This window comes from Shimia sagamensis, from assembly GCF_900182745.1.
Classification (GTDB): domain Bacteria; phylum Pseudomonadota; class Alphaproteobacteria; order Rhodobacterales; family Rhodobacteraceae; genus Shimia; species Shimia sagamensis.
Genome location: NZ_FXTY01000003.1, coordinates 26,009 through 42,487, shown reverse-complemented (window position 1 = coordinate 42,487; position 16,479 = coordinate 26,009). Strand labels below are relative to the sequence as shown.

12 protein-coding genes are annotated in these 16,479 nt (G+C 53.5%); 6 read left to right on the top strand and 6 right to left on the bottom strand.

Features of this window, described 5'->3' with window-relative positions; translation table 11 throughout:
- Window positions 1-3: 3 nt before the first annotated feature.
- The 4 genes from QOL67_RS08305 to QOL67_RS08290 all read right to left on the bottom strand — a co-directional run bounded on the left by QOL67_RS08305 (window position 4) and on the right by QOL67_RS08290 (window position 4,254).
- Window positions 4-1,092 carry an ABC transporter ATP-binding protein gene (locus QOL67_RS08305; RefSeq protein ID WP_283425514.1) on the bottom strand — a complete coding sequence of 363 codons (1,089 nt, stop codon included), beginning with the start codon at window positions 1,090-1,092 and terminating at the stop codon, window positions 4-6.
- A gap of 5 nt (window positions 1,093-1,097) precedes the next feature.
- Window positions 1,098-1,961, bottom strand: coding sequence for a carbohydrate ABC transporter permease (locus tag QOL67_RS08300; RefSeq protein ID WP_283425513.1), 864 nt, complete (start codon window positions 1,959-1,961; stop codon window positions 1,098-1,100).
- A 5-nt stretch (window positions 1,962-1,966) separates the two neighbouring features.
- Entirely contained in the window at window positions 1,967-2,860 is an 894-nt protein-coding gene (locus tag QOL67_RS08295; RefSeq protein WP_283425512.1) for a carbohydrate ABC transporter permease, read from the bottom strand.
- A gap of 71 nt (window positions 2,861-2,931) precedes the next feature.
- Window positions 2,932-4,254 (bottom strand): type 2 periplasmic-binding domain-containing protein, encoded by a 1,323-nt coding sequence (locus tag QOL67_RS08290; protein WP_283425511.1) that lies wholly within the window; start codon window positions 4,252-4,254, stop codon window positions 2,932-2,934.
- Between the two features lie 181 nt (window positions 4,255-4,435).
- Between QOL67_RS08290 and QOL67_RS08285 the strand changes: the two genes are divergently transcribed.
- On the top strand, window positions 4,436-5,233 hold the full coding sequence (locus QOL67_RS08285; RefSeq protein WP_283425510.1) for an IclR family transcriptional regulator: 798 nt from the start codon (window positions 4,436-4,438) through the stop codon (window positions 5,231-5,233).
- Window positions 5,234-5,268: 35 nt separating this feature from the next.
- Window positions 5,269-6,108, top strand: a complete 840-nt coding sequence (locus tag QOL67_RS08280) for an amidohydrolase family protein (protein ID WP_283425509.1) — start codon at window positions 5,269-5,271, stop codon at window positions 6,106-6,108.
- Between the two features lie 773 nt (window positions 6,109-6,881).
- On the opposite strand, the gene QOL67_RS08275 is transcribed toward QOL67_RS08280, so the two are convergent.
- The gene (locus QOL67_RS08275; protein ID WP_283425508.1) at window positions 6,882-8,078 is read right to left on the bottom strand and encodes a tetratricopeptide repeat protein; all 1,197 of its coding nucleotides are present in this window, start codon (window positions 8,076-8,078) and stop codon (window positions 6,882-6,884) included.
- A gap of 526 nt (window positions 8,079-8,604) precedes the next feature.
- On the opposite strand from QOL67_RS08275, the gene QOL67_RS08270 reads away from it, so the two are divergent.
- Together QOL67_RS08270 and QOL67_RS08265 are read left to right on the top strand one after the other, a co-directional pair.
- Window positions 8,605-10,248, top strand: a complete 1,644-nt coding sequence (locus tag QOL67_RS08270; RefSeq protein WP_283425507.1) for a sulfatase-like hydrolase/transferase — start codon at window positions 8,605-8,607, stop codon at window positions 10,246-10,248.
- A 73-nt stretch (window positions 10,249-10,321) separates the two neighbouring features.
- Window positions 10,322-11,992, top strand: a complete 1,671-nt coding sequence (locus tag QOL67_RS08265; protein ID WP_283425506.1) for an alkaline phosphatase family protein — start codon at window positions 10,322-10,324, stop codon at window positions 11,990-11,992.
- Window positions 11,993-12,194: 202 nt separating this feature from the next.
- On the opposite strand, the gene QOL67_RS08260 is transcribed toward QOL67_RS08265, so the two are convergent.
- On the bottom strand, window positions 12,195-12,809 hold the full coding sequence (locus QOL67_RS08260; RefSeq protein ID WP_283425505.1) for a hypothetical protein: 615 nt from the start codon (window positions 12,807-12,809) through the stop codon (window positions 12,195-12,197).
- Between the two features lie 524 nt (window positions 12,810-13,333).
- On the opposite strand from QOL67_RS08260, the gene QOL67_RS08255 reads away from it, so the two are divergent.
- Window positions 13,334-14,545 carry a DUF3179 domain-containing (seleno)protein gene (locus QOL67_RS08255; protein ID WP_283425504.1) on the top strand — a complete coding sequence of 404 codons (1,212 nt, stop codon included), beginning with the start codon at window positions 13,334-13,336 and terminating at the stop codon, window positions 14,543-14,545.
- 200 nt (window positions 14,546-14,745) lie between these two features.
- On the top strand, window positions 14,746-16,428 hold the full coding sequence (locus QOL67_RS08250) for a sulfatase-like hydrolase/transferase (RefSeq protein WP_283425503.1): 1,683 nt from the start codon (window positions 14,746-14,748) through the stop codon (window positions 16,426-16,428).
- The last annotated feature ends 51 nt before the right edge of the window (window positions 16,429-16,479 follow it).

The window sequence follows — 16,479 nt, the reverse complement described above, 5'->3', positions numbered from 1 at the left end:
GTATCAGCCCCGCACCGCTTGGCCGGATTTGGCGTCAAACACATGACATTTATCGAGCATCAAGCGGAACTGCAGCTGTTCTCCTGGCGTCACTGGTCGCGGGTTGAACATTTTGGCCTGCACCTCAACGCCTGCCAAGTTGGTGAAGAGGAGGGTCTCAGTGCCAAGCGGTTCCGTGAGTGTGACCGAAAGGTCCAGCTCGTGCACCGCCCCCTCCTCTTCGACTGCATGCCCGATTGGCATGAGGTTGTCTGCACGAAAGCCAAATTTGACAGCTTGTCCGTTGGTGAGTGGTCCAGCGGTGACCGGCAGCGGCACCGAGATACTGCCGTTCAGAACAATTGTTTCACCCTGAACGACCCCATCCACCAAATTCATCGGCGGTGAGCCGATAAAGGTGGCCACAAAGGTATCCACCGGTCTGTTGAACAACTCCAACGGGGTGCCAACCTGCACGATGTGCCCGTCGCGCATCAACACAATGCGATCTGCCAGGGTCATCGCTTCGACCTGATCGTGGGTCACATAAATGATGGTGCTTTCGACCTTTTGGTGCAGTTTCTTGATTTCAACTCGCATCTGGGTACGCAACTTGGCGTCCAGATTGGACAGGGGTTCGTCAAACAAGAACACATCCGGATGGCGCACAATGGCGCGGCCCATGGCCACCCGTTGACGTTGCCCACCAGAAAGCGCGGCGGGTTTGCGGTCCATCAGTTCGTCGAGACCCAGAATGCCAGCCGCTTCATCCACGGCTTTGACGATCTCCTGCTCCGGCCGTTTGGCAATCTTCAGGCTGAAGCCGAGGTTTTCACGCACGGTCATATGCGGATAAAGCGCGTAGTTTTGAAACACCATGGAGATATTGCGTTCGCGCGGAGGCAAGTCATTTACCACCCGCCCGCCAATGGTCACGTCGCCGCCGGAGATATCTTCCAGCCCCGCAATCATACGCAAGGTAGTGGATTTGCCGCAGCCCGAAGGGCCAACCAGCACAACAAACTCACCGTCTTGAATGTCCAGATCAATGCCATGCACCGCCTGGTGCTGGCCATATTTCTTGACGACTTTGGAAAGGGTTACTTCGGTCATTTCCGTTATCCTTTGACGCCGCCGAAGGTCAGGCCGGCGATCAAGTGTTTCTGCACAATGAAGGTAAGGATCAGGGCGGGGACGATCATCAGGACCGCCAAGGCGCACATGCCGCCCCAGTTGATGGTGAATTCCGCGGTGAAGTCCAACAGGCCAACTGGCATTGTTTTGGAGCCCACCGAGCGCGTCAGCTGTGACGCCAGCGCAAACTCGTTCCAAGAGGTGAGGAAAGCAAAGATCGCAGCGGAGGCCACACCAGAACGGGCAACCGGGAATTCCACTTGCCAGAACGCCTGCCAGCGGGTGCAACCGTCGATTTCTGCCGCCTCATGCAACTCCTTTGGGATTTGGCGAAAGAAGCCGTCGGTGAGCCAGATGGTGAAGGGCACATTCATCGCCACATAGGCCAGGATCAGGCCAAAATGCGTGTCGATGATACCGACCTTGGCAAACACGATGAACAGCGGCAGGGAAAGCGCCACGCCAGGTACAGCCCGGAACAACATCAGCCCAACAAAGTAGCCGTTTTTGCCTTTGAACCGGTAGCGCGCAAAGGCATAGCCGCCGGACATGCCAATCAGGATGGCGATCAGGGTTGAGGTTACCGACACGATCAGCGAGTTGCGGAAGTAGCTGAAGACCGGCACGCCGCCTTCGCCGGCGCCTGCAAACATCGCGCGGTAGTGATCCAGTGTAAAGCTTGGCACCCAAACCGGCGGTTTGGCCATGATCTCCACCGTGGGGCGAAACGAATTCAACACGATCCACAGGCCGGGGATGCAGATGATCATCATGGTTAGGAAGAGAGCGGTGAGGTGCAGCGTCTTGAGCACGCGGCGGCGATTGCGGTGAGATTGATTGCGGTCCATGTGCCTTACCCCGCCATGCCCAGCTCAGCACGCGCGGCGCTCAGCTTGCGGAAAAAATAGATGGTGAAGAGGATCGACAGCAGAATGGAGACGTACCCCATTGCGTTGGCCAGCCCCATACGGGCGTCCACATAACCAGTGCGGCTCATCAGCGTCCAAAGAAGCTCGGTGCGCCGGGCCGGACCGCCGCCAGTCATGATCTGCACGATGTCATAGGCGCGGGCCACGTCGAGGCTGCGGATGGTCATCGCGATGTAGATAAACGGCATCAGAAACGGCAGCGTAATATGGCGGAAACTCTGCCATGGGGTACAACCGTCCACTTTGGCCGCCTCCAGCGGATCCCGCGGCATGGCAAACAGGCCCGCAAGGATCAAAATTGCAAACACCGACGTGCTCATCCAGATCTCAGCAAACATGATTGAGAACATCGCCAGCTTGCCATCCACCAACCAAGGCAGCGCGACATTGAACCCCATGGATTGCAAGGCGTTGTTCACGAGGCCAATGTTGTCGTTGAAGATGAATTTGAATTGAAAACCCACAAGAATGGGCGAAAACATCATCGGGAACATCAGAATGGTGCGCAGGGTGCGCTGGCCCCAGGTCACCTTGTTCATCATCAAGGCGATGCCGAGACCGAGAAGTAATTCCACGTTCAAGACGATGGTCAGGAACAGCACGGTGCGGCCAAAGGCTGCCCAGAACTTCGCGTCGCTCAGAATCTTTTCATAGTTGTAGGTGCCCACCCATTTCCAAAGGGTCGACGGGCGGGTCAGCTTATAGGGCGTAAAGCTGGAATAGAGCGAGAAGAGGAGTGGGATCAGCACCACTGCGGCAATCACAATGATCGCAGGCAACAGCAAGACTAACCACTCAGGCAAGCGGCGACGGGTCATTTCGCACCTTTGTTTGAATTGAGAGTTGGTTCAAAGGCAGTCTAACCCTGCCTTTGAACCTGAGAGAAGGCTTAGTAGTAGCCAGACTCGCGCATAAGCTCGTCCACGGCTTCTGCCGCATCGTCCAACGCTTCTTTCACGGTTTTGTCGCCCACAATCGCGGCTTGCAGCTCCGGGAAGACAATGTTTGTGCTTTCACCCCACTCTGGGATTGGCGGCACGGCAAAGGCGTATTTGGCGCCTTCAGCAAAGGCCGCAAGCGCCTCGGCACGGAACGGATCATCCCCCGCCTTGGCAGCGGCCACATTGGCCTCCCACACGGCAGTACGGGTTGGCAGTGAGCCCCCAGCGCTTTCCGCAAGCTGGCTTTCTTCGCTGGTCAGGAACATCGCCAGGGAGGCAGCGGCCTCTTTGTTGGCGCAGTCATTGGTGACCGAAAAACCATGGTGGCCTGACCAACCCGTGCGAGTCACGGAGCCCATTGGCTGAACAGCAACACCCACGTTACCAGCAGCTTTAGAAGAGTCTGGATCATTGAAAAAACCAGCCCAACCCGGCCAATCCAAGTTCAGCGCCACAGTGCCGGAGGCAAAGCCCTGTCCCAGATCATCCCAAACGTAACTGGTAGTGCCTGCCGGAACAGCTTTGGCCTCGTAGAGATCGACAAACCACTGCAAGGCGCGCTGCCCCGCATCAGAGTTGAAGATCGGCTTTTTGTTTTCGTCCAAATAGTTGCCACCTTCGGCCACTACCATCTCATAGAAACGCCCCACGATGGCTTCGTCTTTGCCTGCATATTGCGTGCCATAGAAATTTGGCGGATCAGCAAAGAAGATTGATTGGTCTTTGACCTGCTCCCAGGTTTCCGGAACAGCGAGATCGTAGCCGTATTCCGCCTTAAAGGCTGCGGCTTTGTCGGCGTCTTCATAGTTCGATTTCAGGTAGTAGAGCACAGAAACATCAAACTGAGCGCGCGGCAGCATCAAGAGTTCCCCGCCAACCGTGGACGCGCCGATATTGCCCTGTACAAACTCCGCCACCACATCGGCAGGCACCAGATCATTCAGGTCCGCATAAAGCCCTTCATACTGTGGCGCGAAAGACGAGTGGTTGGAGCCAACACACCAGTTTGTGGTGCCCGCTGCCATGTCCGATTTGATCTCTTTGTCGATCTCAAAGTGGCTCTTCTTGGAAATAATCTCCACCTTTGCACCGGTTGCAGCCTCCCAGTCCGCAATGCGGCCATAAAGCCCTTCATATTGCTGACCACCAATCAGTTTGGCCTCGATGGTCACGCCAGAGTGATCGCCCCAGTCCGCAGCCAGCGCCGATTCGGCGGCGGCGACCAGCGCGGAACACGCCATCAAACCCCTTAAAGCATTCGATTTTCGCATCAGATCCTCCCTGAGATGCTTGTCTTTGCGACCACCCTCCCAGCGGCCTATGTTTGTATGTAAAACATTTATTCAGATACAAATCAAGCTTGACTTGCAGCTCCCCCAGGGCAAAACTCCCCTATAAGGACACCCAAGACCTCTGCTATGGGGCCTAAAAGACTTATAAACAGGACAGGGTATGGCCGAGAAAGATGATAAGTACCGCGCACCAGCGCTGGAAAAGGGATTGGACATTATTGAATTGCTCGCCAGCCATGGCGAGGGGTTGACCCAAGGCGAAGTAGCGAAGTCGCTGGAACGGTCTCCAAGCGAGATCTATCGAATGCTGTCCACACTTGTGCGGCGCGGTTATGTGATCCGCTCCCTGTCAGGCGACCGCTATGCATTAAGCCTCAAGATGTTTTCAATCAGCCAACGTCACCCGCCCATCGGGCGCGTGATTGAGGCCGCTTTGCCTCGCATGCGCGCTATCACCCGCAAGGCCTGGCAATCGTGCCATATGGGTATGGAAAGCAACGGTGACGTGGTGATTGTCGCCTCTGCGGAGTCGCCGGGCAACTGGGGTCTGGCGCTAAAAACCGGTACAGTTGTTGGCCTGTGGAACACTGGTACAGGGCGAGTTCTGGCTGCGTTTCGCTCAGATGAAGAGCTAGAAGACCTGATTGCGCAGCACAGACAAGCGATTGGGGAACCGGCCTTGAATCGCGCAGAATTTGACGCCCATATCCAGCGCATTCGCGCGGTTGGTTATGAAAAAATGCCCTCAGCAACGGCCATTGGCGTAACCAACATCGCTTTCCCTATCTTTGGCCCGTCCGGTCATGCTGCGGCAGTCCTGTCGTGTCCCTACTTGGAGCGGGTGGACGACCTTGACGTGCCTAGCTTGGAAGACATTGTCGAGATGTATGGTGCTCTGGCGCGCGAGTTGACCGAGATTTACGGCGGCAACCCACCTGAGTTCACTGCGACGATCTAGGCCGCGTTGCGGCGCCGCACACAGGAGACCAGCACATGAAAATCGATGCCCACCAGCATTTCTGGAAGCTTGCGCGTGGTGATTACAGTTGGCTTACACCGGACTTGCAGCCACTTTATCGGGACTTTGGCCCCAAGGATCTGAGACCACTTCTCGAGACTGCGGGGGTCGATGGCACAATTGCTGTGCAGGCAGCGGATACAGAGGCGGAAACGGAATATCTCCTGGCGCTGGCCGATGAACACGATTGGATCTTCGGCGTTGTGGGATGGACAGATCTCGAAGCGGCTGACGCACCTGAAAAAATTGAGCGAATGGCGCAGCATCCCAAGCTTGTTGGCTTCCGACCAATGATACAGGACATCAAGGATGATGCTTGGATGCTCAAAGACAATCTGCGACCGGCACTGGAGGCCATGGCGCTGCACAATTTGACCTTTGACGCATTGGTGATGCCACGTCATTTGGGCCATCTCCTCACGTTCCTAGAGAAAAACCCGAATTTGCGAATTGTAATAGATCACGGCGCAAAACCCGCGATCCGTGACGGTCATTTCGACACTTGGGCTACAGATATGACCAGGATCGCGCAGAGCAGCGAAGTATTTTGTAAACTGTCAGGCCTGACAACTGAGGCAGGCCCTGAGTGGGCCCTGGATGATCTTTCGCCGTATATTGAGAGAGTTTTGCAAGCTTTCACACCTGCTCGCATCCTGTTTGGCTCCGATTGGCCTGTCCTGAATTTGGCATCCAGCTATGGTGCGTGGTTAGCAATCGTTCAGAACGCCGTGAAAGGCCATTGTAGAGACATTTTTGAGAGCTCGGTGCAAAAGGCGTACCCACGACTAAAATTGGTGGCACAAAGGAAGCTCTAACAAGAGTTTTCTTAACCGCACTTACCCTGGGCAAAGCCTATACACACGTGCCTGACTTCTACTCTGAGCCGCTTGAGCAGCTCCCCCTAGAGTGGTCCATGTTAAAAGTGAGCGCATGTTTGGCCTTTGGCCCATCGGGACGATGGGATGACCCGAGAATGCGCGGGGCCCGAAACTGTGTCGTTGCGGGCGAGCAGGTCACAGCATTCGAAGATTACACCAAAATGTAGCAATCTGACCTCAAAGAAATTGCGGGCCGATCAGCCGGACAGCGCTGCTCAATTGGGTTTAAATCTACTGCTCATCTCGGGCACTTTGAATGACCGCTTCCTGCGATGGTTTCAACGGGTTGACGTGGCGCTTTCGTTTTTTTGAAGGATGGATTGTAAGTTATGGCCTATCGGAACAGATGTTTTTCTCGGAGAAGCAGATGTCAGACACAGCAGAACAGCTTGACGCATGTGTCGCGTGGATCCATTGAAATCACCGGGCAAGCATGGCAGCCCTTCTCCGAAAGGAAATCTACCAACTCAGGCACGTGCGGTGAATACGTACATTCGCTAAAGACGTTTCGATGGTACAATTGGAACTGCGAGCGTTCACCCTCCACGGCTACAAGCATATCGGAAACACGTGAGATGTGATCCCAAAAAGTGGTAATGTCGTGTTGATTTCAGCCGTTTCTAAGGTCTAAGGGAAATTCCGAACGTACAGGCTCAACAAGGGTTACTTTTTGTACCTAGTTTCGATGCGAACCAGGCAACTTTCAATAGCTAGTCAGGTGCCACCCAGCCAGCCTTCCTGACGGCCTCCACCAAAGTTTTCGCTGACATTGGATCGGAGAACAATGCAGGAAACAAAATATCCGGTCTGGCGTTGGGCCAGTTTCCCATCAAAACTGACACAAGAAATTGGGCGTTTTCCGTGTCTCCGGCCATTTCGTACGCCGCCGCGAGATAGGAAAGCGGAATAGGGCCAAAGGGACCCTGTGCAGCGATAGCTTCTTCGAATGTTTGAATTGCAGCTAGATAGTCACCGGTGTGAAACTGGGCAGACCCAATGGCGTTTGAGAAAACATATCCCTGCAACTGATTGGCATCCTTGGGAAAGCCTGCGGCCTCATCCAAGATGTGTTCAAACCGCGAGTTGAACAAGGAAATCAAAAAATCGAACTCGCGGATATGTGGGTCAAGAGGTGCCAATTCGATGGCCCTGTTAGACAGTTCCAAAGCGCTTGCGTGGTTGTCTGAAGCGAAATCAACCCATGCCTGAGCAGACAACGCCCAAGCTTGATCAGGCGCAAGGCGCAAGGCTTCAGTGCTGTGTTGTGCAGCCAACGCCAAATTCGTTTCCGAACGTTCGCGGTCCATATCAACAAGCGCTAGGCTTCCTAACACCTGCGCTGCCCCGGCATACCCACCAAAATAAACATCATCTTTTTCGATGGATATCTGAAAAGCTTGTAGGGCAATGCTCAAACGCTCTTGGTCTGTTGCCGGGAAAATTAGGCCACGCGCCTTCGTTGCCAAATTTATGGCCTCAACGCGGTTGGGGGAAATGTCAAAAATTTCCCTGTGATCCACCAGAATGGAATTTTTGGGAGGATCGCTTTTGTGTGTTGCACGGTTCAACGCCCAAGCCCCAACTGCAATTGCTAAGGTGCACCCTACTACTAGAACAGCGCGAGCTTTTGGATGTTTTGAGTTGTGCGTCGCGGTTTTTTCAATTTCCAAAGCGACAATTTCCGGCTCGTATGTGCCTGTTGGTAATGAGATCTGGATCTCGTCAGTTTTTCCCTCAGTTTCGTAGTACGTTTCTAGCTTGCGACGTACGCGACCGGCGTCAACCCGGACAACGCCTGCGCGGTCCGATATCTCCTCGGGAGAATACCCGTGAACGTCCATACCAATAGTGGTGGCTTTTATGCTGCTACCGCGATCCGCGAGCTTTTCTTCGACCACATAGCGCAAGATGTCTTGCATCCTTGCGGAGCTAGCAAACGTCTCTGACGCCACTATTTTTGCTAGATACTGACGCACACCTTCAGGTGCTAAGCGGTTTTCTGTGTGTGGATCTCTAGTGTCGCCAGGCATATAAATATCTATATTTTCAATGAGGTGAAGTGCTCATGCTACGGTAACATGCGCGCTGAAACCTGTAAATCGACGTCAAAATCCGGTCTGCTAAGGCAATGAGTTGTAAGCTATTGCGATGTGACGATGACCGAAGATGAAATTCTCTTTCTAGACTTTCCTTCCGACTTTGAAATGCTTTGTGCTGCGCGAAAATCCAACAAAGCCTTCCGTGAGGCGTGCGCTGACTTTGCCGCCATCAAAATGGAGATTCTGAGAGTTTCCCAGCAAAACAAGCCCAACGACGAACGCTTTCTGGCCGACTTGACCGAAAGTCTCGAGGACCTTCGGCAAGAAATCCGGACCACTTTGTCGCGACATCGCGACGCGAAATCAGACTAATTCTTATTGGGAGGACACTGCAATGAAGTTACTTTACTCCATGTCGGCTCTCGCGCTTAGCGCGGCGGTTGCATTGGCGGAGGGCGATCCAATCGTCCACGACGGCGAATTCAATTACCTGCGCGCCCAATTTGGCGATCAATGGGATGCCCAAGACGTTGAAATCGAACAGAAGCTAACTCAAATTCGGGAGACCAACGGCGGGTCGCCAAATTTTCTCTACATTCTGATCGACGATGTAAGCTTTGGTCAAATGGGCAACCGGACCATGAATTATGTGACCGGATTTGACACGCCGAATATCAACAACTTTGCCCAAGAGGGCATGTCTTTGATGCGCATGTATACGGAGCCGTCCTGTACTCCAACGCGTACCGCGATGTTGACGGGTCGTCATCCTGTCCGCGCCGGGGTCGACGAGGTGAAAGTGGCTTTGGTTGGCGAAGGCCTGTCTGCACAGGAGGTGACGCTTCCTGAGTTGTTGAAAGAGGTTGGCTACAACACTTCGCATGTCGGCAAATGGCACCAAGGTGACATCGAAGAAGCCTATCCCCACAACCAAGGTTTTGACTGGGCTGCCTTCCCTCTGCATCAGCAGGTGCAGCTTAGTCTGATGACTGAGGACACAATGCGAACCAACAACATGCTTGGCTATGCGGAAAGCGGTCAGAACAATCAGTTCCAGCTTGATCAGCGGTTTAAGCCCTACGGCCTTGTGACCGGTGTCGAAGGCGAAGCAGGCGGTACTGCGCGCGAAGTCGATATGGAACCTGGCGAAAAATGGACACAGGCCAAATACGAAGAGATGAACGAACGCTATCAGCGTCAAATTATGGAGCAGCTTGAGGGCCTCGCAGCCAAGGACGAACCGTTTTTCTTACAGTATTGGCCGCTTTATCCTTTGAATTTTGTGTATCCAGAGGAGGCATTGTCGCGTAACGGCGGTTTTCATGCTGACAAGCTGCAACTCTTGGACGCTTGGATTGGCGATCTGTTGGCAAAACTTGAGGAGACCGGTGAGGCCGACAACACGATCGTGATGATCATGGCCGACAACGGTTTGATGTATCACTATGAGGGCACCTCAGGATTCAACCAGCTGATCTACCGTGGCGGCAAAACGCAACACCTTGAAGGCGGTGTGCGCACGGACGCGTTCATTCGTTGGCCAGCGGCCATTGAGCCGGGTAGCGCGGCAGGCGACATGGTTCATGTGTCCGACCTTTTCACCACCTTTGCGCGAATCGCCGGGGCAACCGATTTTATTCCCCGTGATCGGGTCATCGACGGCATTGACCAGACGGCTCTTCTGCTTGAAGGCGAAGGAAATGGGCGCCGTGACTACGTGTATGTATATGAAGGTCCTGTTCTGCGGTCGGTCGTGAAGCAGGAGTTCAAAATGCACCTGCCAACCGCTGGTCAGCCGGGCGCCGCTGCCGACGTGTTTAATCTGTATCGTGATCCTCGCGAAGAACATGCTCAAGTGGGCTATTCACTTTGGAGCGGGGCGTCCTTCCAGGACATGGTCAAACGTCACCAGCTGACAATCGCACAGTATCCCCATTTGGCGCTTGGAAAAGACACGCCCTACAACGGCATTGACAACCTGCGGCCAGAAAGCCAACAGGCACGTGAAATCTTCCAGAGCTGGCAACCAGTAAAGTAAGAACTCTGACGGCGCGTAGCATGTTGCGCGCCGTCAACATACACTTCCCAACTTTGAAGCGGAGCTGTTTGAGATGGCCTTATCCTCCTTTTCCAAACTAACCGGCGCGACTTTGGCAATTGGCCTGCTAGGCCAGGCGGTCCATGCTGACACACGTTTGATTGTGCAGATCACGGTGGACGGGCTGCGCGGCGATTTATTGAGCAGATATCAACCGTCGTTCTCAGAAGATGGTTTCATGAGGCTAATCAACAACGGCGTGTGGTACACCGATGCGCATCACGATCATGCCAACACAGAGACCATCGTTGGGCATGCCACATTGGCCACAGGCGCACATCCGTCAGAACATGGCATGATTGGCAACGCGTGGTTTGACACATCAGACGGACGATTGGTTTACAATATTGAGGATGCGAACTTTCCCTTGCTGCCTCTCGAAGGGTTTGACCAAGGCGGAGACCAAGTCGATCCCACTCAAGCGGCTGCGCAATCTGACGGTCGCTCCCCTCTCAACATTTTGGCGTCAACCTTTGGCGACGAGCTGATCAAATCCAACAATGGAATGTCAAAAGTGTTCAGCGTGTCTGGCAAGGATCGTTCTTCTGTGTCCATGGCAGGCAAATCCGGCAAGGCCTTTTGGATGAGCACGGACACCGGCGCTTACCAAACCAGCGCTTATTACTACGACACGTACCCAGACTGGGTGATGGAGTGGAACGCAGAGCGCCCAGCGGACGCCATGATTGGTCAGCAATGGACGCTACATGCGGACAAAGACAGCTATCTGCTCGCAGCCAATGACGACCGTGACTATGAGGCTGACTTGAAAGGCTTTGGGGTAACCTTCCCGCATACCTACGGCACCCCTGAAGATGGCTTGTACTACACACAGCTTTTGCTGAGCCCACAAGGGGACAAGCTAACGGCTGAGTTTGGCAAGGCTGCCGTCTTGGCAGAAGCTTTGGGACAGGACGCATTTCCTGATTACTTGAGCCTCAGCTTCTCCGGTGTTGACGCATCTAACCATTTCTTTGGTCCGTCCAGCTTGGAAAGCGAAGAAATGGTACGTGCCCTCGATCTGACTTTGGCAGATCTATTTGGTTTTTTGGACACTGAAGTCGGGCGTGATGACGTGCTTTACATATTGTCAGCGGATCATGGCATGCCGGAAATGCCGGAGCTTATGGCCAGCCTTGGGCATCAAACCGCGCGCAACGGCCACACAGCGATCATGTTTGACCTCAACGCCGAAATTGAAGAAGCGCTGGGAGTCGAAAATGCGATCAGGGCGTTCTTCCGACCTTACATCTACTACGACCACGCCAACATTTCTGCCTCAGGCGTTGACCCACGGGAAATTGACCGCCTGGTTGTTCAGGCTATGTCCGCCCGAGAAGGCATAGCCATAGCAGTGCCTAAGGTTCCCATGGATGAACAGCGCGGCGATTTTGTCGAAATCCCAATCCGCAACAATTTTCATCCGGCCCGCTCCGGCGACGTTTACGTCGTGCAGTCAGCGTACTCGTTCCTGCTCGACCCGGGGGCTGTGGCGGTCATGCATGGTTCTCCCTGGCGTTATGACACACATGTACCCGTCATATTTTCAGGGAAGGGGGTGGAACGAAGCAAAGTCGATAGACGCGTTTCCACGACGGATGTGGCCGTAACTTTAGCAAATTTGTTCGGCACAACACAGCCAAGCGGTGCGTCCGGTCGGGTACTCACTGAAGTGTCCAGGTAATGGGTTGAAAGCCTTGATCTCAAGGCTGGGAATTGGCGCGAAACAATATTTTCGCACCAATTCGATAGATTCAAACAATTCGAGCTTGCGCTGCATTCTCAGGTGCTTTTGCGCCTGGTCTCGATCAAGCCAGTCTTGAAACCAGGTGGCTTTGAAATACTTTTATGCGCCGAGTAAGTGGTTTCCACGCAAGCCATTGACTTTAAAAGAAAAACTTCACCCCGACGTAAGGTCCATGCTGGGTGGTGTCGTATGCAAAGGCGCCCCCTGAAAGCGTGGTTGAGTAGTCCATGCTATAGTAGCGGTAGCCAAATGTGATAGCGGTGTTGTCCCAGGGTTGGTAGTCAAATCCCACATTGGCGCCAACTTGCAGGTCGTTCCCACCAGCCCCAAATCCGCCCACGTCGACTGACGCGATTGTGGTCCACTTGTCATTGAGGCGCCACATGCCGCGCGCGCCGACCACAGGCTCCCACCAGCCTTCGTCGCCACCGGCAGTTGGTGCAGGACCGATATTCACTTCTTGCTTGAGATTGTTGTAACGCACCCCGCCTTGCAGATCGACAGCATAGCGGCGCGAGTTGTCTCCATATGTGCCATTGGCAATCCGGTAAGCACCCAGAAGCGCCAACCACTTTTGCCGTACGGTAACGTCGAAGGCTGCGCCAGCTGGGCCAGGCAAGTTGCCATCCGCTTCGATCGCAACATAGTTCGCGTCAAAAATCAGACCAAAATCATTGTTCCAGGCCTCGTATCGTCCCGCTGCGGCAAAATCGAGCAAATCCAGGACGTCTCCGAGATCCAAGTCAATTGGCACTGAATTGCCATTTATTGTCGAAGTACCCTTGGTGCGAACAGGGGCAAACATGTACGCAGCGATTGCGTGGCGCCAACCGTTCTCCGATTGACCAGGGGCTGGAAGCGATTGTGCCGTTGCAGAAAAAGGGGCCGTTAGAGCAAGCGCCGAACATGCCGCGGCCGCAAGAGGCCGAAAGGAAAATCGTTCCATAAATTTGCTCCATTGTTTTGAAAAATATCCGGTCAACCTTAAGGGCAACTTGGCGTGATCTCCAAAGGTAATCAATTTGATCCCCGAAACTTTGCAAAGAAACGTGTCAAAACAGTCAAAAGGCATTTGATGCACTTTCGTTAAAAATTGGCCGGTGCCGCTGTACGAGCACGTCCTATCGGCCAGCTTGAAAAGCCGCATTTTAGACGGGTATCATCTAGAGTGTTTGAACAATTCTTTGGAAACTCGAAGGTTGCCTCAAACGGCCAAGCCGCACTACGGTAAAGAAGAACACGGGCGCGCTGTCAAATTATTCTATCTGGGAGATACGATTGGCCGAACTTCTTTTTTATTTCACAACGGCTTTGTCAATTTTTGTCGCAGCAGTCTATTTTCGTGACCTTGGAGATATTCCGCAGCTGTTCATCACGACGAAACGCAAAAACGTGGATCGGTTTATTCGCTACGAGTATCAGTTTCTAGTCGTTGGCCTAGGTGCTTGGGCTGTTTCCGCTGTTGCGCATCTTTGGTTTGGCAGCGGTGTTGGCTGGGTGTTTTGGGGGGCAACCATACTCACACTTGGATTGGTCGCCTTTACTTGGATTTATGTTCACCTTGGACTTCGCAACCAGAAAGACAAAGCCAAATTCTATAGCATTGAAGAGGCAAAAGAGTTTGTCAGCCCGACAACACAGGTGATCGTGCTCGAAAACAATGGCGTCGCACGTGCTCACCCTCAATCCCAGATCATGCGGCCCCATTTGGCTGGGACAGAAGAGGGGCTGGAAGGCGAAAACGTTGTGATGACATTTTGCGCCATAGCAAACTTGGGTTTGGGGTACACGCCTGAAGTTGAAGGCGAAAAAATAGAGCTGGAGGTGCTTGCACAACACGGCAACAATCTGGTCTTGCGTGATAACAATACCGGCGAGCCACTTCAGCAGATTTATGGTTTTCGCGCCAACGATCAGGATTTGGGTACCGATGGACCGGCCTGTCCATTGCGCCCTTCGCTGACAATGCGTCCCTGGCCGACCTTTCGCATGACCTTTCGAGGCTTCCAAAAGGCCTTTCCTAAAGGCCAAGTCTTTCTTAACAAGCCACCATCTAATCCGTTTTTGTATCTCCTAGACACGGCTATGGAACTCGCGTTCACCGCCACGATCCAAAAGCATCACACCGAAGCCAAACCGGTCATGCAAAATCTTGAGCGGCCAATTGATCCGCGACTGCCTACAAAATCCTACGTGTGGGGCGTGAATATAGGTGGGGATGCGTGTTGTTGGACCGATGATTTTGTCGTCGAACAAGGCGGGGTGATCAATACCGAGGTTGGCGGGCAAGCGCTTGTTCTGTCTTGGGATCCTATTTACGAAAGCGTGAACATCTGGGTGAATGACACCGGAAAACCGGTGACGCAGATCAACTTCTGGGGCGAGACGCCGGATGCTACTTTGAAGCGGTCCTCAGACGTAAAACCCGGTATGTTTTGGCACGTCTGGGCTGAATTCTTCCCACATACAGAGATCAATCGTGTTGAGTGATTGATTTGGGGAGATGGCCATGACCAACATTCACCGATGCGGTTCGTGGGTTTGCTCTTTTGGGAACGGAGCGAATGCAGCGTGTCATCGCCGCCACTTTTTCAAGTGGGTGTAGAAATGGGCCAAGCACGACTTCCCGGCAATCCTTTGAAGAGCTGGTACGCCGTTTGAATTTTGAATAACAAGGAGGAATAAGCGTCATGAGATTATCACTCTCAACACTCCTAAAAGGAGCGTCCGCTGCAATGCTGCTGTGGTCGGGTACAACAGCCCACGGCGAGATTGTGCGCGATGCAGAATACTACATTCTCGAGGAGCAAAACAGGGATCGTTGGGCCGCAGAGGATGACGCGCTTGACAATGCTTTGGCGGAGTTTCGCGAAGCCAATGGAGGCAAGCCACCTAATATATTCTACATCCTGATCGACGACATCGGCTTTGGCGACCTGGGCAACCCCACGCTGAACGCAGTACGTGGCTATGAAACGCGGGCGATCAACGAATTTGCCCGCGAAGGGATGCGCTTGTCGCGGATGTATACAGAACCATCCTGCACCCCAACCCGCGTTGCTTTCATGACTGGCCGTCAGCCACACCGCAACGGCATGGGTAACACGGCCGTCGATATCTCCGGCTTTGGTCTTGCGGGCAAGGAGGTAACACTGGCCGAAGTTTTGTCAGACGTGGGCTATAACACCTCCCACGTTGGCAAATGGCATATGGGCGACATCAAGGAGTCCTGGCCCAATTTTCAGGGCTTTGACTATGCCGCATTTCCTATCCATCAACAGGGCCAACTGACAATTTATCACGATGATGCCGCCGACGAGGAAGTCTCCATCGGGATTGGCGATAACAACTACGATGGTCGCTACACTTTGGACGGTTGGCTGCGCACAGATTCATCCGCCATGGTGACTGGCGTAGAAGGTACTCGAGATCAGAACGTCAACGAAGTGCACATGGAAGTCGGCGAACGTTGGACTGAGGCAAAGTACCACGACATGAACGTGCGCTACTTTGAACAAACGCGAGAGCAATTGCAGACGCTTGCGGCCAAAGATGAGCCGTTCTTTCTCCAATTTTGGCCGCTGTATCCTCTGGTTGGCCCAAGAACCACAACCGACGAATACACCACGCCAAATGGCGGTACTTACGTCGAGAAGATGAAGCTGGTCGATCAGTGGATTGGTGAGCTTATGTCCGAAATGGACACATTGGGTGTGGCCGACAACACGATCGTGATTATCATGGGGGACAACGGCCATTTCACCAAATACTCACCGCAGTCAGGGTATACACCCATGCTATACCGCGGCGGTAAGGGATCCACCCTTGAAGGTGGCGTTCGGGTCGATGCTTTTGTGCGTTGGCCCGGCATGATCGAGGCAGATTCCATTGCTAACGACATCTTTCATGTCACTGATTTCTTTACCACCATTTCCAGGGTTGGCGGCGCAATGGCGGGTATTCCGAAGGATCGAATAATTGACGGGATTGACCAGACTTCCATGCTGCTCAACGGAGACTCACATGGGCGTCGTGACTACGTCTTCCTCTACAACATCGGTAAGCTCGAAGCCGTGGTGAAAGAGCAGTACAAACTCGCGATCCCAGGCGGAAACATCGACAATGCCATTTTGGCGGACTTCTATGATCTGTTTCGGGATCCTCAGGAAAGATACCCGGTTTCCACTGAGATTGGCGCCTGGGGAGGTGCCAAGTTTGTACGGATGATCCAGCGACATCTGCAGCGCAAAGAAGCCTATCCCAGTGAGGGGCCTGCAATTGGGATGCCTTATGAGGGCATCGACAACCTGCGACCCGAGTCCGTCGCAGCGGTGCAGGAATTCCTGTACATGACCCAAACACCCAAGCGGTGACACTACTCTCTCAAGCTCCAGCTTTTTGATGGAGCTTGAGTTCCGAACGCT